We start from the raw sequence: 15,739 nt of genomic DNA, 5'->3' as shown, positions 1-15,739 counted from the left end.
CAGGTTGTTTACTTGTTCCCCGTTTCGTGACCTCGAACCGCCCCGGCTCAGGCAGCCTGGGGCCGGTACATCGCGTCGATCTGTTCCTTGTACTTGCTGTTCACGAACGACCGCTTGAGCTTCATGGTCGGCGTCAGCTCCTCGTCCTCGGGCGTGAGCTGCTGCTCGATCAGGAAGAAGCGCTTGATCGTCTCGACCCGGGCGAAGTTGGCGTTGACCCTCTCGATCTCCGACCAGATCAGGTCCTGCACTTCCTTGGCGCGGCACAGGCTGGTGTAGTTCGTGAAGGGCACGTCGATGTCCTGGGCGAACTTCTCGACCGTCTCGCGCTCGATCATGACGAGGCAGGTGAGGTAGGCGCGCTTGTCGCCGATCACGACGGCGTCGCTGATATAGGGCGACGCCTTGAGCAGGTTCTCGATCTCCGAGGGCGTGATATTCTTGCCGCCGGCCGTGATGATGATGTCCTTCATCCGGTCGGTGATCTTGACGTAGCCTTCCTCGTCGATCAGGCCGACGTCGCCGGTGTGCAGCCAGCCATCCTTGTCGACCGTCTCGGCGGTCTTCTCGGGCTGGTTCAGGTAGCCCATGAACACCATGTCGCCCTTGATCAGGATCTCGCCGAGCGGCGAGATCGCGACCTGGCCGTAGGGCACGGACTTTCCGACGGTGCCGAGCTTGATGGCGTTCGCCGGCATCGCCGTCGCCAGCCCGCAGTTCTCCGTCTGGCCGTAGACCTCGTACATGTCGAGACCGAGCGCCAGATACCAGCGGATGAGTTCGGGCGAGATCGGTGCTGCACCGGTGAACAGCCAGCGGCAGCGGTCGAGGCCGATCATGCGCCGGATGTTCTTCAGCACCAGCCAGTAGGCGGCCTGGAAGTGCAGCTTCTCGAGAATGGTGGGCTCGCGCCGTGCCAGCCGCGCGTCGGCGATGGCGAGGCCGGCCGAGATCGCGCGCCGGTAGGCCCATTGCTGCAGCGGCGTGGCGTCCTTCAGCGCGATCGTGATGCCGGCGTAGAACTTCTCCCAGACGCGGGGCACCGCGCCGAACAGGGTGGGCTGCACCTCGCGGATATTGTCGGGCACCGTCTCGGGGCTCTCGGCGAAGTTGCTGCAGACGCCGGTCGCGACCGAGTAGTAGCTGCCGGCAATGCGCTCGGCGACATGGCAGAGGGGCAGGAAGGCCAGTCGCTCGTCGCCCTCGTACCAGGAGAGCGACAGTTCGGGATGCATGCAGTTCTGCATCGTGTAGACCACGTTGCGATGGCTGTGCATGGCGCCCTTGGGCGGCCCCGTGGTGCCCGAGGTGTAGACCAGGATGGCGAGATCGTCCGGCGTGCGCGAGGCGGCCAGCTCCTCGAACAGCGCCTCCTTGCCCTGGCCGTAGTTGCGCCCCGACGCCATGAACTCGTCCAGCGAGACGACCATCGGATCGTCGAAGGTGCGCAGGCCCTCCATGTCGAACACCACGATCTTGCGCAAGCTGGGGCAGCGCTCGCGCACGTCGAGCGCCTTGTCGAGCTGCTCGTCATCCTCGACGAACAGGACCGAGGTCTTCGAATCGTTGAGCAGATACTCGACCTGCTTGGCCGAGTCGGTGGGGTAGATGCCCGAGGAGACGCCGCCCGCGCACAGGATGCCGAAGTCGGCGTAGTTCCACTCCGGCACGGTGTTGGCCAGCACAGAGGCCACGTCGCCCGGCCGAAAGCCGATCTCGTGCAGGGCGAAGGTGACGGATTTCGACCGCTCCAGCCACTGGGTCCACGAGATGGCGTTCCAGATGCCGTAGAGCTTCTCGCGCATCGCCGGCTTGTCGCCGCGCGTCCGGCAGGACAGCAGGAAGCTCTTGGGCAGGGTCTCGGCAACCGTCAGCGTCGCTTTGGTGGGCATGGTTTCCTCGTTCCCGTCAGCGCCAGTTCTTCTTTTTCTTCCAGCGGCGTTCGCCGCGGGCACTCTCTTCCTTGGCGCCGAGATAGAATTCCTGGATGTCCTTGCTGCCCATCAGCCGCTCGCAGGTGTCGTCCATCACGACGCGGCCGACTTCGAGCACGTAGCCATAGTGGGCCGTCTCGAGCGCCATCTTGGCGTTCTGCTCGACCAGCAGGATCGACGTGCCTTCCTCGGCATTGACCCGGCGGATGATGCTGAAGATCTCCTTCACCAGCAGCGGCGAGAGGCCGAGCGAGGGCTCGTCGAGCAGCAGCAGCTTCGGCCGATTCATCAGCGCGCGGCTGATCGCCAGCATCTGCTGCTCGCCGCCGGACAGCGAGCCGGCCGGCTGGTCGATGCGCTCCTTGAGGCGCGGGAAGTAGACGAAGACCTTTTCCAGGTCGCGGGCGACGCCGTCGCGGTCCTTGCGCAGGAAGGCGCCCATCGCGAGGTTCTCGCGCACCGACAGGAACGGGAAGACCTCGCGGCCTTCCGGCACGTGGCTGAGGCCCAACCGCACGATCTTGTCGGCATCCATGCGCTGGATCGCCTTGCCCTCGAACTCGATCGTGCCCTTGAGCGGGTCGAGCACGCCGGAAATGGTCTTGAGGATGGTCGTTTTGCCGGCGCCGTTGGCGCCCAGCACGGTGATGATCTTGCCGCGCGGCACGGCGAGGCTGACGCCGCGGATCGCCATGATCGGGCCGTAGTAGCTCTCGATGTTGGAGACCTTGAGGATCGGGTCGTCGCTCATGTCCGCTCCTCTCAGGCGCCGAGATAGGCGGCGATGACGTCGGGATGCGCCTGCACCTCGGCGGGCGTACCGGAGGCCAGCACCTTGCCGTAGTTCAGCGCCAGCACGCGGTCCGACACGCGGTTCACCAGGGTCATGTCGTGCTCGACCATCAGCACCGTGACGCCGAGCTCGGTGCGGATGTCGCGGATCCAGAACGACATGTCGTCGGTCTCCTCGACGTTGAGGCCGGAGGAGGGCTCGTCCAGCAGGATCAGCTTCGGCTCCGAACAGAGGGCGCGGGCAACCTCGACCACCTTGCGCACCCCGTAGGGCAGGCCGGCGATCAGCTTGTCGCGATAGGCCTGGAGGTCGAGGAACTCGATCACCTCCTCGACCTTGCGGCGGTGCTCCTTCTCGGCCCGGCGGACCGACGGCAGGAACAGGATTTCCTGCCAGAGCTGCGTGGTGGCGTGGCAATGCCGGCCGACCAGCAGATTGGCCAGCATCGAGGCATTCTCGAACAGTTCGATGTTCTGGAAGGTGCGGGCGATGCCGAGCTTGGCGATCTGGTGCGCCGGCACCTCGGTGATGTCGCGGCCCTCGAAGAACAGCTTTCCCGAAGTCGGATCGTAGAGCCGCGAGATCAGGTTGAAGATCGAGGTCTTGCCGGCACCGTTGGGGCCGATGATGGTGAAGATCTCGCCCTTCTCGACGCTGAAGCTCACGCTGTCGACCGCCTTGAGGCCGCCGAACTGCAGCGAGATGCCGTCGACCGTGAAGAAGCTCATCGGTTGCGCTCCGACTTCACGTAGGTCTTCTGGCGCTTGAAGGTGGCCTTCTTGTAGAGCGGGAACAGCTGGAAGAAGAGCTTCACCTTGAGCCAGCGCCCGTAGAGGCCGTAGGGCTCGAACAGGATGAACATCATGATGATCAGCCCGTAGATCGCGCCCTTGAGGCCCGCCGCCGAGCCGATCGCCGACATGGTGTCGCGCAGCTTGCCCGCGGCGTCGGGCGCCATGCCGAGCGTCGTGGCGAGGCTGGCACCCAGCACCGGCACGTCGTCCTTCAGGGCCGTCAGGAAGGGATCGACCATGACGATGAAGATCGCGCCCAGCACCGCGCCATGCACCCCGAAGGCGCCGCCGATGATGATCACCATGATGAACTCGATCGAGAGCAGGAGGGTGAACATCTCGGGCGAGATGAAGGACATCTTGTGGGCGAACAGCACGCCCGCCATGCCGGTGAGGGCGGCGCTGATGGCGAAGGACTTCACCTTGTAGCCGGCGAGGTCGATGCCCATGCTCTTGGCCGCCGTCTCGGAATCGCGGATGGCGATGAAGGCGCGGCCGGTGGGCGAGCGCAGCAGGTTCAGCGCCAGCAGGATCGATCCCACCAGCACCAGCAGGCAGAGGAAGTAGAAGGCGTCGCCGTCGCGCGGCACCGGCTGGCCGAGGAAGTCGAGCGTGCGGACCCGCATGCCCTCGTTGCCGTGGGTCACCGATTCCCAGCGCGCCAGGATCTCCTCGACGATGAAGGCGAAGGCGATGGTGGCGATCACCAGGTAGATGCCGCTGAGGCGCAGGGCGGGGAAGCCGACCATGGCACCCACCGCGCCGGTGATGATGGCCGCCGCCGGGAAATAGACGATGAAGGATAGGCCCTGGCTCTGCAGGAAGCCGGCGGTATAGGCACCGATCGCCAGGAAGGCGGCGTGGCCCAGCGAGGCCTGGCCGGTGAAGCCGGTGAGGATGATCAGCGCCACGCCGACGATAGCGTAGATGAAGACGAAGACGATCTGGCTCTGCAGGTAGCTGCCGACGAGGTAGGGGAAGGCGATCAGGGCCGCCAGCAGCACGCCGTAGGACCACCAGTAGCCGCTGTGCTTCAGCAGGCGGATGTCCTGGTTGTAGTCTGTCTTGAAGACGAAACGCATGGGCTCAGACCTTCTTGCGCATGCTGGGGCCGAACAGCCCATGCGGCCGGACCAGCAGGACGATCAGCAGCACGACGTAGGGGGCGACGTCCTTCCAGCCCTGCGGCAGGTAGAAGCCGGCCAGCGTCTCGATGACGCCAATGATCAGGCCACCGATGACCGCACCGGGGATCGAGCCGAAGCCGCCCAGCACTGCCGCCGGGAAGGCCTTCAGGCCCAGTGCAAGGCCGACATTGGAATGGATGAAGGTGATCGGCGCCAGCAGCACGCCGGCGGTCGCCGCCACCGCGGCGCTGATCGCCCAGATCAGTGAGACCACCCGCTTGACCGGGATGCCCATGTAATAGGCGGCCAGCATGTTCTCGGACGTGGCGCGCATGGCGGTGCCCATCCGCGTGTAGTTGAAGAAGGCGTAGAGCACCGCGCACAGGATGACGGTGGCCACGATCACCGACAGCTTGTCGTGGGCGATCACCAGGTCGCCCAGCTTGAAAACGCCGGTCGAGAAGGGGGTCTCGATCTTGAGGTCGTCCGTGCCCCAGATCATGCCGGCGACCGAGCGCAGGAAGTATCCGAGCCCGATCGTGGCCATGACGATGGAGAATTGCGGATAGCCCAGGATCGGCCGGATCAGGATGCGTTCGGTCGCCATGCCGAACACCGCCATGCCGCAGACGGCGAACAGGAAGCCCAGCCAGTAGTCGAGGCCGATCAGGCCGATGAAGGTGAAGACGAAGAAGCCGCCCAGCATCATCAGGTCGCCCTGGGCGAAGTTCACGACTTCCGTCGCCTTGTAGATGAGGACGAAGCCCAGTGCGATGAGGCCGTAAACACAGCCGAGCGCGATACCGCTCACCAGCTGCTGGATGAAGTCGAGCATTCCCTAACCCTGTAAACCGGCCGTTTGGTGGCTTCGCGTTTAACGTGAATCATAAGACATGGCGGCCCTGCGGAGAGTCAATGGATTTTCAACGGGCGCGCTGTACTGTTGGCCGATCGAACGCTCGTTACCGGAGAATTCCATGTCGCTCGCCGAGCAGGCCATCCTGTCGAGCCGGCCGCCGTCGCCCTTCTACACCGAGGAGCATGAGGCGTTCCGGAACACCGTCCGGCGCTTCGTCGATCGCGAGCTCATGCCTCATGTCGACCAGTGGGACGAGGCCGAAGAATTCCCGCGCGAGCTGTATCGCAAGGCGTCGGCCGCGGGCCTGCTGCAGCTCGGCTTCCCCGAAGAGTATGGCGGCGTCCCCACGGACCCCTTCTTCGGCATCGTCAAGGCCGAGGAGATGGCGCGCCACGGCAGCGGCGGTCTCAACGCCAGCCTCAACAGCCACACGATCGGCGCCCCGCCGATCGCCGCGCTCGGTCCGAAGTGGATGAAGCGCAAGGTGCTGCCCGAGGTCCTGGCCGGCGAGAAGATCAGCGCTCTGGCCATCACCGAACCCAGCGGTGGCTCCGACGTCGCCAACCTCAGGACCACCGCGCGGCGCGAGGGCGACCACTATGTCGTCAACGGCTCCAAGATGTTCATCACCTCGGGCATGCGCGCCGACTACTACACCGTCGCGGTCCGCACCGGCGGGCCGGGGGCGGGGGGCGTCTCCCTGCTGCTGATCGAGCGTGACCGGGACGGCTTCGCGCGCACCAAGCTGAAGAAGATGGGCTGGTGGGCGTCCGACACGGCCCAGCTCTTCTTCGAGAATGTGAAGGTCCCGGTGGAGAACCTGATCGGCGAGGAGAATCGCGGTTTCATCGGCATCATGCTGAACTTCAACTCCGAGAGGCTGGGCATGGCGGCCGGCGCCTGCGGCTACGCCAGGGTCTGCCTCGACGAGGCCATCGCCTATGCCCGAGAGCGCCACACCTTCGGCAAGCCGCTGATCGCAAACCAGGTCGTGCGTCACCGGCTGGTCGACATGGCGATGCGCATCAACGCCGTGAAGTCGACGCTCGAACTGCTGGCCTGGCGGGTCGGACAGGGCGAGAAGCCGGTGGCCGAGATCTGCATGCTGAAGAACCTCGCGACGTCCACGATGGAGTATTGCGCCAACGAGGCGATGCAGATATTCGGCGGCGCCGGCTACCTGCGCGGCGCCAAGGTCGAGCGCATCTATCGCGAGACCAAGGTCATGTCGATCGGTGGCGGCTCGACCGAGATCATGAAGGATCTCGCCGCCCGCCAGATGGGGTTTTAGATGGAAAAGGACGCGCGCATCGCGCTCTTCCAGCAATGGTTCTCAGACAACATCCCGCACAACAAGGCCTTGGGCCTGAAGGTGATCGGCGCCTCGCGCGGGTTCGCCTCGATGCAGCTCGATTGGCGTGAGGAGCTGGTCGGCAATCCCGAGACCGGCGTGCTGGCGGGCGGTCCGCTCACCGCCATGCTCGATGGCTGCTGCGGCATGTCGGTGGCGACCATGCTGAAGGCACCGGAGCCCTTCGCGACACTCGACCTGCGCATCGACTATGTGCGGCCGGCCGAGCCCGGCAAGCCGGTGATCGCCGAGGCCGAGTGCTATCGCATCACGCGGTCGGTCGCCTTCACCCGCGCCTTCGCCCATCACGGCGATGCCAAGGACCCGATCGCGGCCGCCGCCGGCACCTTCATGCTGGGCACCAAGGGCAAGGCGACCCGGCCGCCGCTGGGAGACAAGCCATGAGCGCGCTGCTCAGCCGCCTCGCCGAAGCGCGCAAGGAAGGCAATGTCGCCCGCCTGGCCGAGGCCATCCCCTATGCGCGGTGGATGCAGATCGCCCCCGAGAACGGCACGGGCGAGCTGCTGACCCGCATGCGTTATCACCCGGAGCTGATCGGTAACACCTTCCTGCCGGCGATCCATGGCGGCACGCTGGGTGCGATGCTCGAGATGGCGGCGATCTTCCATCTCCTGTGGGAGACGGAGACCGAGACGGTGCCAAAGATCGTGAACATCACCGTCGACTACCTGCGCTCGGCCCGCCCGGTCGACGTGATCGCCTGCGCCAAGGTGACGAAGCAGGGCCGGCGCATGGTCAACGTCTTCGCCGAGGCCTGGCAGGAAGACCGGTCGAGACCCGTCGCCACCGCCAATGCCCACTTCCTGGTCACGTCCGACGCCGACGCCCCGCCGTCGCTTTAGTAGGTCACCCCAGCGGATGGCTCAGGTCGACGCCGTACTGCTTGGCGTTGCGCGCCATGTAGTGATCCCGGCCGTGGACGGGCTCGCCGCGAACGGCGGCGTCGACCATGTCGACGAAGCTATGCCAGCCCATCGCGTTCAGCTTGACGAACGATTCCAGCACCGGGAGGTGCTCCAGCGTCAGTAGGGTGCCCTCGATGGTGGCTGCCAACGTCAGGATGACGTAGGATTCGGGGTAGGGCGAGGTCGCGTCACCCGGATTGTACACATTCCATGTGTAGGCAAGCCGACCCGGCGGTTGCCATTGCGTGACCACCCCGCGGATATGGCCGCCCATCAGCGAGACGGCGCCCCCCACCCTCGGCTCGATGCTGCCCTCGCCGTACCAGCCGGGCAGGCGGCCGGGGTCGGCCAGGAAACTCCAAGCCTGCGGTGGCGGGCCGGGAAGATGCCGCTCGAAGCGCACCATATGCGCATGGGTGAATTGCGCGCCGTCGCTCATGGACTTTCCTGCCTCTTGCCTTAAAGAAAACGCCGCACATGGATTACGAATCGCTCAAAACCCCGGCCGACGACGTCGTTCGTGACGACGCCAGCTTCGAGGCCTACCGGCTTCCAGGCGACTTGATCGATTCACAACACCCGATAATCGTGGCCTACGCAAGGCGCGTGGCCGGGGACGGCAGTGACCGGGACAAGGCACTGCGCCTGTACTACGCCGTGCGCGACGAGCTGCGCTACGATCCCTACAACACGCCAATGAAGCGCGAGGCCTATCGCGCCAGCACCACCGTGGCGGCGGGGCACGGCTACTGCGTCAACAAGGCGGGCGTCATGGCCGCGGTCTGCCGCGCCGTCGGGATTCCCGCCCGGCTGGGCTATGCCGACGTGCGCAATCACATGACGACACAGCGACTGTCCGAGCTGATGGGCAGCGACGTCTTCTACTATCACGGCTACACCGACGTCTGGTTGGAGGGTCGCTGGGTCAAAGCGACGCCGGCCTTCAACCGGGAACTCACCGACAAATTCGGCCTGAAGCCGCTGGATTGGGATGCGGTGGGCGATTCGATCTATCATCCGTTCGATCTCAGCGGCCGCCGACACATGGAATATCTCGCCTACCGCGGTGTCTTCGCCGACATCCCGTTCGACGAGATCCGCGGCGCCTTCCGCCATTACTACCCGAGGATGACGAAGGCCCAGGAAGAGATGGCGCTGGGCGGGGATTTCGGCGCGGAGGGTGCAGCAGAGGCAACGGGCGGGGCGAAGAGCAAGTGAACCTGACACCGCGGTCGCCCGCTTACATCGCGCTGCTGGTGGCGCTGGGCAGTTTCGGCCCCCTCACCATGAGCATCTACACGCCGGTGATGCCGTCGGTCGGCCACGAGCTGCTGGCGACGCCGGACAACGTGAAGCTGACGCTCACCACCTACATGCTGGGCTTTGCGGTGGGGCAGCTCTTCTACGGCCCGCTCAGCGACCGCTATGGGCGGCGACCGATCCTGCTGGGCGGCCTTCTGTTCTTTACGATCACCAGCTTCGCCTGCGCCTTCGCGCCGTCGATCGGCGGGCTGATCGGGTTGCGCATCCTGCAGGGGCTTGGCGCGGCATCCGGCTCGGTGCTCGGCCGGGCGCTGACGCGCGACGCCTACACGTTCAAGGAGATGCCTCTGGTCATGAGCTGGATATCGCTCGGACAGAACATCGCGCCGTCGCTGGCGCCGACGATCGGCGGCTTCCTCGGCGAATGGGCGAGCTGGCGGGCGACGTTCTGGTTCGTGGGCGGCTTCGGCGCGATCCTTTTCCTGGTGACCTTGGCGGGCTTGCGCGAGACCAACAAGTTCCGCAGCGAGCGCATCGACATTTCGAGCCTGTTGCGCGGCTCGGGCGAAATGCTCCGCGACCGCCGCTTCCTCGGCCACATCCTGCCGCTGGGTTTCGCCTTCGCGCTGAACTTCGGGATGCTGGCGGGCGTCCCGTTCATCCTGCAGGAGAGCATGGGCTTCAGCCCGCGCGAGTTCGGCCTGATCGTTCTTCTGTCGGTCGGCGGATTCACGCTGGGCACTTTCGTGAACAACCGTCTGGTCGGACGCGTCGCGCCCGTCGACATCATCATGTTCTCGGGCTGGTTTCACGTGGCGGCACTGGTCGGCATGGCGGCGCTTTCGCTGTCCGGCATCGTCACCTGGTGGGCCATCGTCGGCCCGCACATGTTGCTGAGCTTCGGCACCGGCATGATCGTGGCCAATGCCAATGCCGGTGCCGTGGGTCTCTATCCGCGTCTCGCCGGCACGGCTTCGTCGCTCGCCGGCCTTGCGCAGATGGGCATGGGCGCCATGGGTACGGTCGCGGTCGCGGCCCTGACCGTGGTCGGCAGTCGCTACATCGCGATGCCCATGGTGATCGGGCTCACGCCGTTTGCAATCGCGACGGTGCTGAGCGCCCGACTGTTGCGCGGTGAGCCGCGGGCCCCGAAACTGGATCGTTAGAAGAGGGAGAGAAAAGACTATGGCGAACATGTTGAAGGACAAGGTCGTGCTGGTGACCGGCGCGGGCGGCGGCATCGGCCGCGAGATGGCGCTGCTGGCGGCCAAGGAAGGCGCCAAGGTCGTGGTCAACGATCTCGGCGGCGCGGTCGACGGCGAGGGCAGCGGCAGCGCGACGGCGGCCGAGAAGGTCTGCGAAGAAATCAAGGCGGCCGGCGGCCACGCCGTCCCCAACGGCGACAGCGTGTCCGATCCTGCCGGCGCAGAGCGCATGGTCAAGGCGGCCGTGGAGAATTTCGGCCGCATCGACGGCGTCATCAACAATGCCGGCATCCTGCGCGACCGCATCTTCCATCGCATGAGCCACATGGACTGGAAGATGGTCATCGACGTCCATCTCAACGGCTCGTTCAACACCAGCCGCGCGGCCGCCAACTACTTCAAGGAGCAGAAGTCCGGCGCCTTCGTGCACTTCACCTCGACCTCAGGCCTCGTCGGCAACTTCGGCCAGGCCAATTACTCGGCGGCCAAGATGGGCATCATCGGCCTGTCGCGCTCGATCGCCCTCGACATGGCGGCGTTCAACGTCCGCTCGAACTGCATCTCGCCGTTCGCCTGGACGCGCATGATCGGCACCATCCCCGCCGACACCGAGGCCCAGAAGGCGCGCCTGGAGCGTTCGAAGAAGATGACCCCGGCCAAGATCGCACCGATGGCGGTATATCTGCTGTCGGACTCGGCGCAGGAGCAGGGCATCAGCTCGCAGATCTTCGGCGTGCGCATGAACGAGATCATGCTGTTCAACGCCAACCGTCCGGTACGGTCCGTGCATAACTCCGAAGGCTGGACCCTGGAGGACATCGCCGAGCACGCGGTGCCGTCGATGAAGCCCTATTTCACCGACCTGAAGCGCTCGCCCGAGTACTTCACCTGGGATCCGATCTAAGTCCCAAGAGCCAATAGCCCCTCATCCCGGGAAGGCGACCTCTTCCCGGGTGAGGGTCGACAACCGGAGTGAGAGACATGGCCGCCGAGCTGAAGAACGAGCCCAAGATCGACCCCAAGGAGATCCTGGAGGGCATCGTCGAGTGGATCGAGATCGAGAGCCCGAGCCACGACGGCAAGGCGGTCAATGTCATGGTCGACAAGGTCGAGGGCCAGTTCCGCGACCTCGGCCTCGACCTCAAGCGAACCCCGGGACGTGACGGCTTCGGCGACATTCTCGAGGCCAGGACGCCGGCCGACTGGAGCACGGGCGAAGGCAAGGGCATCCTGATCCTCGCCCATCTCGACACGGTGCATCCGATCGGGATGAAGGAAAAGGACCTGAAGATCCGCCAGGAAGGCGACAGCGTCTACGGTCCCGGGATCTACGACATGAAGGCGGGCGGCTACATCGCCTATTACGCGCTGCGCCACCTTATTCGTCAGGGCAAGCGCACCAAGCTGCCCGTAACCTTCCTGTTCATTCCCGAGGAAGAAGTCGGCAGCCCGACTTCTCGCGCCAGCATCGAAGAGGCGGCCAAGGGACACAAATACGCGCTGGTGATGGAGCCGGGCCGCGACGGCGACAAGGTCGTGACCTCGCGCAAGGGCGTCGGGCGTTTCACGCTTAAAGTGAAGGGCCGTGCCGCCCATGCGGGTGTCCGTCATGAGGACGGCCGCAGCGCCATCCTGGAGATGGCCCGACAGATCGTGCGCATCGAGGAGAAGACCGACTATGCCCGCGGCATCACCTGCAACGTCGGCCTGATCCGTGGCGGCTCGGGCGTCAACGTGACACCGGCCGAATGCTCGATCGACGTCGACCTGCGCGTGCCCAGCATGCAGCTCGCCGAGGAGATGACGCACTGGTTCCTGAACCTCGAGCCGATCGGCAAGGAGGTCGAGCTTACGGTCGAAGGCGGCATGAACCGGCCGCCCTACCAGAAGGATGCCGGCATCACCGATCTCTTCCAGAAGGCGCAGGCGATCTATCGCGAGATCGGCAAGGAACTGAACGACGTGCCGCTGACCGGGGGCGGCAGCGACGGCAATTTTACGGCAGCCCTCGGCATCCCGACGCTCGACGGGCTGGGCGCCGACGGCAAGGGCGCCCACGCCATCACCGAGCAGATCTACTACTCGTCGCTGCAGCCGCGCACTTATCTCTGCGCGCGCCTGCTGGAAACGCTGGACTAGGCACGTCCTGCCGCTGTCGCCCTGAGGAGCGCAGCGAAGGACCTCCCATCGCGGTCAGACGTGTGCGCAGCGGATGGGAGACCCTTCGCTGCGCTCCTCAGGATGACAAGAGAGGCTGAGGCCGTTGCTGCGGCTCAGTAGGCCGCCGTGAAGCGCTTGTGCAGGTGCTTGGGCTTCTCGATTTCGTTCAGGATGGCGACCGCGAAGTCTTCCCGGCTGATGGCGCTCTGGCCTTCCTTGTCCTCGAGCAGGTGATCCTTGCCGAGGCGGAATTTGCCGGTGCGGTCCCCGGGCTGGATCGAAGCGGGGGGCGAGATCGCCGTCCAGTCGAGATCCTTGGCCTTGCGCACCTCTTCCAGCGCCAGCGATGCCGGCTTCGAGGTCGGGGGCTGAATGCCGCGATCGGCCATGTGATCGAGGTGGGTGCGCCCGTCGGCCCTCAACAGGCTGCCCGCGCCGACCACGAACAGGACGCGCTTCACACCGCTCTTGCGGACCGCCTCCAGCACGTGATGGACGCTGGCCTCGTTCCACTTCACCGAAGCCACGATGATGTCGTGGCCCTTGAGGATGGCGGACATCGAGACGACGTCGGTCGTGCTGCCTTGCCGGATGGTCATGCCAGCGCGCGGCTTCAGCTTGGAGGCGTCGCGCGTGATGGCCGTGACGCTGTGCTTGCGGGCAAGCGCCTCGTCGAGGACGCGGCTGCCGATATTGCCGGTGGACCCGATCAGGGCGATGGCGGTCATTGCGGAATTCCCTTCATGAGGTCGCGCAGGGCCGTCACGGTCTCCGCCGGCGCCTCCTGCGGGACGTTGTGGCCGATGCGCGGCAGCATGCGCCGCTCATAAACGCTGGTGAACTTGTCGGATTGGCCGTCGCGGTCGGACGCAGGCCCGACGCCGTCGGCGGCGCCGTGGAGATTGATGGTGGGCACAGTGATCGCGGGTTGCTTCGCCAGTCGGGCCTCGAGCGGCTCGAGCGCGGGATCGCCCTTCGTGTAGCCGTAGCGATGCCGATAGGACTGGATCACCACGTCGACGAAATCCGGATTGTCGAACGAGGCCGCAGTCGCCTCGAACGTCGCGTCGTCGAATGTCCATTCCGGCGACCACAGGCTCCACAACAGCCTGCATACGTCGCGCCGGTTCTTGGTGAGCCCGGCGCGTCCGCGCTCGGTGTTGAAATAGTACTGGTACCAGAGGCGGTGCTCGGCGGCGGCGGCGGCGGGCTCGACCGAGGCCGCGATGTTCTGCAGGTTGTAGCCGGTGCAGCTCACGAGGCAGCGCACGCGCTCGGGCCACAGCGCCGACACGATGCAGGCCGCGCGACCGCCCCAATCGTAGCCGGCGAGGGCGGCCCGCTGGATACCGAGCGCGTCCATCAGCTGCAGCAGGTCGTGGCCCAGCGCGGCCTGTTCACCCGACCGCGGCGTTTCGGGCGACAGGAAGCGGGTGGGGCCATAGCCGCGCAGATAGGGAACCAGCACGCGATTGCCGTCGGCTGCCAGCGCCGGAGCCACCTCGTCGTAGGCGCGCACGTCGTAGGGGAAGCCATGCAGCAGGATCACGGGGGCGCCGTCGGCAGGCCCGTGTTCCTCGTAGGTGACGTCGAGAACGTCGGTGCGGATGGATTTGCGGTGCATATGCTGAACATATAGCGGCCTCCGGGCGCCGTTGACAGCCGCGCGTGCCGCGACCAGCCTCGAAGAATGAGCCGGATCGGCGAATTCCTCACCCTGGAGCAGGCGCGCAGGCTCGGCGCCAAGTCGAACCTCGTCGGCGGGTTGCTCGTCCTGCATGCCTGGGCGCTGATCGCGGGCAGCATGATGCTGTTCGCCTGGTGGCCCAACCCTTTCACCTTCCTGCTCGGTGTCATGGTGATCGGCGGACGCCAGCTCGGCCTCGCCATCCTGATGCACGATGCCGCCCATGGGCTGCTGTTCGCCGATCGTCGCCTGAACGACCGGGTGGGAAGCTGGTTCTGCGCCTTCCCGGTGTTTACCAGCCTTGCGCTCTACCGGCCGTATCACCTGCAGCATCATCGGTTCACCCAGCAAGCCGGGGATCCCGACCTTGGCCTGTCCCAGGCCTTCCCGACCAGCCGGACCAGTTTGCGACGCAAGATCGTGCGGGATCTTACGGGGCAGACGGCGTTCCTCCGGCGCGGGGAGCAAATCCGCCGGGCGCTCGGTCCCGCAGATGCGCCGCTTGCCTCGCAGCTTTGGACTCTTTGGGCCAGGGAAAAAGGTTCGCTGGTCGCCAATCTCGTCGTGTTCGCCGGTCTATCGGCCGCCGGCTACTGGTGGCTCTACCCCACGATGTGGCTTCTGCCGCTCGCCACCTGGTACCAGCTCGTGAGCCGCATCCGGAACATCGCCGAGCACGCCGTCGTGCCGGACAACGACGATCCGTTGCGCAACACGCGAACCACGTACGCCAATCCGCTGATGCGGCTGCTGGTGGCGCCCTATTGGGTGAACTACCACCTCGAGCATCACCTGTTCCTGTTCGTTCCCTGCTGGCGCCTGCCGCAAGCGCATCGCGCGTTGCTGGAGGCGGGCCGCGGCCCGTCGATGGAACTGAAGCCGGGTTATCTCGCCGTCCTGAAGGCCGCGACGTCGGGGGCATTACCCAACGGGCGCGGTCGTGGCGAACGGGGCGCGCAGCACATTTGAGTTCCTCCTGCCGTGTCAGGTGGAGGGCAAAAGAAAAGGCGGTCCGTGGGACCGCCTTTTCGATTGGTGCTTGCCTCGACCGCTTACTGGGCCGGGCAGGCGTAGATGTTCATTTCGGGGCCGAGGTCGTACGGCGGCGGCACCTGCGAGAGGGCCGTGACCTTCGGGTCCATCGCCCAGTCGAAGGCACGCTTGCCGCGGGAGCAGAATTCCTTGTCGGTCGGTGCGCGCTGCGCCGTGCGGTTGGCGACTTCGGTCACGAACACGTCGGTGTTGAAGCGCTTGCGGCTGGCGATCTGCGAGAGCGAGCGGGCATTGGTCGCGAACTCGGCGCGGAACTTGCCGACGAAGTCGGCATAGACCTTCTCGTAGGCGCGGGCTCCGCCAGGACCCTGGCACTGCAGTGTCACGACCTGCAATTCCTGCTGCACCATGCGGGAGCGCACGATCTCAAGGTCGGCTGCATTGTAGCAGATGGCCCGGGTCTGAGCCGCGGGAGGCGACGGCGGAACGGGCGCCTGGTAGTCGGCCGCCGGCGGCTTCACGGGCGCAGCCGCTGTCTTGGATTCGCCGAGCGTGCAGGCGCCCAAGGCGAGGACACTCCCCGCAAGAATTGCCGCCTGTGTAAGCCTCTTGAACATCCGTAAACTCCAAACGCCGTTGGCCGGAAA

General features: G+C 65.6%; 17 protein-coding genes. 8 read left to right on the top strand and 9 right to left on the bottom strand.

All coding sequences use genetic code 11. The annotated features are described in order from the left end of the window. Positions 1-47: 47 nt before the first annotated feature. The 5 genes from ACQY78_RS06080 to ACQY78_RS06060 are packed head-to-tail and all read right to left on the bottom strand — an operon-like array spanning position 48 to position 5,483. Positions 48-1,892: an AMP-dependent synthetase/ligase gene (locus tag ACQY78_RS06080; protein ID WP_428683702.1), complete on the bottom strand. Its 1,845-nt coding sequence runs from the start codon at positions 1,890-1,892 to the stop codon at positions 48-50. A 16-nt stretch (positions 1,893-1,908) separates the two neighbouring features. Then, complete coding sequence (locus ACQY78_RS06075) at positions 1,909-2,685, bottom strand: ABC transporter ATP-binding protein (protein ID WP_298308277.1); 777 nt, start codon at positions 2,683-2,685, stop codon at positions 1,909-1,911. Between the two features lie 11 nt (positions 2,686-2,696). Further along, positions 2,697-3,455 carry an ABC transporter ATP-binding protein gene (locus tag ACQY78_RS06070; RefSeq protein WP_425064980.1) on the bottom strand — a complete coding sequence of 253 codons (759 nt, stop codon included), beginning with the start codon at positions 3,453-3,455 and terminating at the stop codon, positions 2,697-2,699. Further along, complete coding sequence (locus ACQY78_RS06065; RefSeq protein WP_428683699.1) at positions 3,452-4,603, bottom strand: branched-chain amino acid ABC transporter permease; 1,152 nt, start codon at positions 4,601-4,603, stop codon at positions 3,452-3,454. Before ACQY78_RS06065 ends, ACQY78_RS06070 begins: the two co-directional genes overlap by 4 nt. 4 nt (positions 4,604-4,607) lie before the next feature. Next, entirely contained in the window at positions 4,608-5,483 is an 876-nt protein-coding gene (locus tag ACQY78_RS06060; RefSeq protein WP_428683697.1) for a branched-chain amino acid ABC transporter permease, read from the bottom strand. A 142-nt stretch (positions 5,484-5,625) separates the two neighbouring features. On the opposite strand from ACQY78_RS06060, the gene ACQY78_RS06055 reads away from it, so the two are divergent. From ACQY78_RS06055 to ACQY78_RS06045, 3 genes are read left to right on the top strand one after another with little or no spacing between them, the layout of a single operon-like run. Further along, a complete protein-coding gene (locus ACQY78_RS06055) occupies positions 5,626-6,798 on the top strand; it encodes an acyl-CoA dehydrogenase family protein (RefSeq protein WP_428683695.1) in 1,173 nt (390 codons plus the stop codon). Beyond that, entirely contained in the window at positions 6,799-7,263 is a 465-nt protein-coding gene (locus tag ACQY78_RS06050; protein WP_428683693.1) for a PaaI family thioesterase, read from the top strand. Next, on the top strand, positions 7,260-7,721 hold the full coding sequence (locus tag ACQY78_RS06045) for a PaaI family thioesterase (protein WP_428683691.1): 462 nt from the start codon (positions 7,260-7,262) through the stop codon (positions 7,719-7,721). Before ACQY78_RS06050 ends, ACQY78_RS06045 begins: the two co-directional genes overlap by 4 nt. A gap of 4 nt (positions 7,722-7,725) precedes the next feature. On the opposite strand, the gene ACQY78_RS06040 is transcribed toward ACQY78_RS06045, so the two are convergent. Further along, positions 7,726-8,223 carry an SRPBCC domain-containing protein gene (locus ACQY78_RS06040; RefSeq protein WP_428683689.1) on the bottom strand — a complete coding sequence of 166 codons (498 nt, stop codon included), beginning with the start codon at positions 8,221-8,223 and terminating at the stop codon, positions 7,726-7,728. A gap of 38 nt (positions 8,224-8,261) precedes the next feature. On the opposite strand from ACQY78_RS06040, the gene ACQY78_RS06035 reads away from it, so the two are divergent. The 4 genes from ACQY78_RS06035 (at position 8,262) to ACQY78_RS06020 (ending at position 12,391) form a co-directional block, all read left to right on the top strand. After that, a complete protein-coding gene (locus ACQY78_RS06035; protein ID WP_428683687.1) occupies positions 8,262-9,002 on the top strand; it encodes a transglutaminase-like domain-containing protein in 741 nt (246 codons plus the stop codon). Continuing rightward, positions 8,999-10,213: a multidrug effflux MFS transporter gene (locus ACQY78_RS06030; RefSeq protein WP_428683685.1), complete on the top strand. Its 1,215-nt coding sequence runs from the start codon at positions 8,999-9,001 to the stop codon at positions 10,211-10,213. The genes ACQY78_RS06035 and ACQY78_RS06030 overlap by 4 nt, the downstream gene beginning before the upstream one ends. A gap of 19 nt (positions 10,214-10,232) precedes the next feature. After that, the gene (locus ACQY78_RS06025; protein WP_428683683.1) at positions 10,233-11,156 is read left to right on the top strand and encodes an SDR family NAD(P)-dependent oxidoreductase; all 924 of its coding nucleotides are present in this window, start codon (positions 10,233-10,235) and stop codon (positions 11,154-11,156) included. Between the two features lie 77 nt (positions 11,157-11,233). Further along, positions 11,234-12,391, top strand: coding sequence for a M20 family metallopeptidase (locus ACQY78_RS06020; protein WP_428683681.1), 1,158 nt, complete (start codon positions 11,234-11,236; stop codon positions 12,389-12,391). Positions 12,392-12,525: 134 nt separating this feature from the next. On the opposite strand, the gene ACQY78_RS06015 is transcribed toward ACQY78_RS06020, so the two are convergent. Together ACQY78_RS06015 and ACQY78_RS06010 are read right to left on the bottom strand one after the other, a co-directional pair. Then, a complete protein-coding gene (locus tag ACQY78_RS06015; protein WP_428683679.1) occupies positions 12,526-13,140 on the bottom strand; it encodes an NAD(P)-dependent oxidoreductase in 615 nt (204 codons plus the stop codon). Further along, on the bottom strand, positions 13,137-14,036 hold the full coding sequence (locus ACQY78_RS06010) for an alpha/beta fold hydrolase (protein WP_428683677.1): 900 nt from the start codon (positions 14,034-14,036) through the stop codon (positions 13,137-13,139). Before ACQY78_RS06010 ends, ACQY78_RS06015 begins: the two co-directional genes overlap by 4 nt. A gap of 66 nt (positions 14,037-14,102) precedes the next feature. Here ACQY78_RS06010 and ACQY78_RS06005 point away from each other — a divergent pair, with 66 nt between their 5' ends. Beyond that, positions 14,103-15,068, top strand: coding sequence for a fatty acid desaturase family protein (locus tag ACQY78_RS06005; protein WP_428683675.1), 966 nt, complete (start codon positions 14,103-14,105; stop codon positions 15,066-15,068). Positions 15,069-15,151: 83 nt separating this feature from the next. On the opposite strand, the gene ACQY78_RS06000 is transcribed toward ACQY78_RS06005, so the two are convergent. After that, positions 15,152-15,709: a hypothetical protein gene (locus tag ACQY78_RS06000; protein ID WP_428683673.1), complete on the bottom strand. Its 558-nt coding sequence runs from the start codon at positions 15,707-15,709 to the stop codon at positions 15,152-15,154. Positions 15,710-15,739 lie beyond the last annotated feature (30 nt).

The sequence above is a fragment of the Reyranella sp. genome, assembly GCF_965279625.1.
In the GTDB taxonomy this organism is placed as follows: domain Bacteria; phylum Pseudomonadota; class Alphaproteobacteria; order Reyranellales; family Reyranellaceae; genus Reyranella.
The sequence above is the reverse complement of the archived record's forward strand: the minus strand, read 5'-3'. Positions and strand labels throughout refer to the sequence as shown.

Coding starts and splice junctions, on each gene's coding strand:
- ACQY78_RS06010 (WP_428683677.1), bottom strand. CDS start 14,036: ATGCACCGCAAATCCATCCGCACCGACGTTCTCGACGTCACCTACGAG.
- ACQY78_RS06015 (WP_428683679.1), bottom strand. CDS start 13,140: ATGACCGCCATCGCCCTGATCGGGTCCACCGGCAATATCGGCAGCCGC.
- ACQY78_RS06045 (WP_428683691.1), top strand. CDS start 7,260: ATGAGCGCGCTGCTCAGCCGCCTCGCCGAAGCGCGCAAGGAAGGCAAT.
- ACQY78_RS06080 (WP_428683702.1), bottom strand. CDS start 1,892: ATGCCCACCAAAGCGACGCTGACGGTTGCCGAGACCCTGCCCAAGAGC.
- ACQY78_RS06050 (WP_428683693.1), top strand. CDS start 6,799: ATGGAAAAGGACGCGCGCATCGCGCTCTTCCAGCAATGGTTCTCAGAC.
- ACQY78_RS06000 (WP_428683673.1), bottom strand. CDS start 15,709: ATGTTCAAGAGGCTTACACAGGCGGCAATTCTTGCGGGGAGTGTCCTC.
- ACQY78_RS06065 (WP_428683699.1), bottom strand. CDS start 4,603: ATGCGTTTCGTCTTCAAGACAGACTACAACCAGGACATCCGCCTGCTG.
- ACQY78_RS06055 (WP_428683695.1), top strand. CDS start 5,626: ATGTCGCTCGCCGAGCAGGCCATCCTGTCGAGCCGGCCGCCGTCGCCC.
- ACQY78_RS06005 (WP_428683675.1), top strand. CDS start 14,103: ATGAGCCGGATCGGCGAATTCCTCACCCTGGAGCAGGCGCGCAGGCTC.
- ACQY78_RS06060 (WP_428683697.1), bottom strand. CDS start 5,483: ATGCTCGACTTCATCCAGCAGCTGGTGAGCGGTATCGCGCTCGGCTGT.
- ACQY78_RS06035 (WP_428683687.1), top strand. CDS start 8,262: ATGGATTACGAATCGCTCAAAACCCCGGCCGACGACGTCGTTCGTGAC.
- ACQY78_RS06040 (WP_428683689.1), bottom strand. CDS start 8,223: ATGAGCGACGGCGCGCAATTCACCCATGCGCATATGGTGCGCTTCGAG.
- ACQY78_RS06075 (WP_298308277.1), bottom strand. CDS start 2,685: ATGAGCGACGACCCGATCCTCAAGGTCTCCAACATCGAGAGCTACTAC.
- ACQY78_RS06025 (WP_428683683.1), top strand. CDS start 10,233: ATGGCGAACATGTTGAAGGACAAGGTCGTGCTGGTGACCGGCGCGGGC.
- ACQY78_RS06070 (WP_425064980.1), bottom strand. CDS start 3,455: ATGAGCTTCTTCACGGTCGACGGCATCTCGCTGCAGTTCGGCGGCCTC.
- ACQY78_RS06020 (WP_428683681.1), top strand. CDS start 11,234: ATGGCCGCCGAGCTGAAGAACGAGCCCAAGATCGACCCCAAGGAGATC.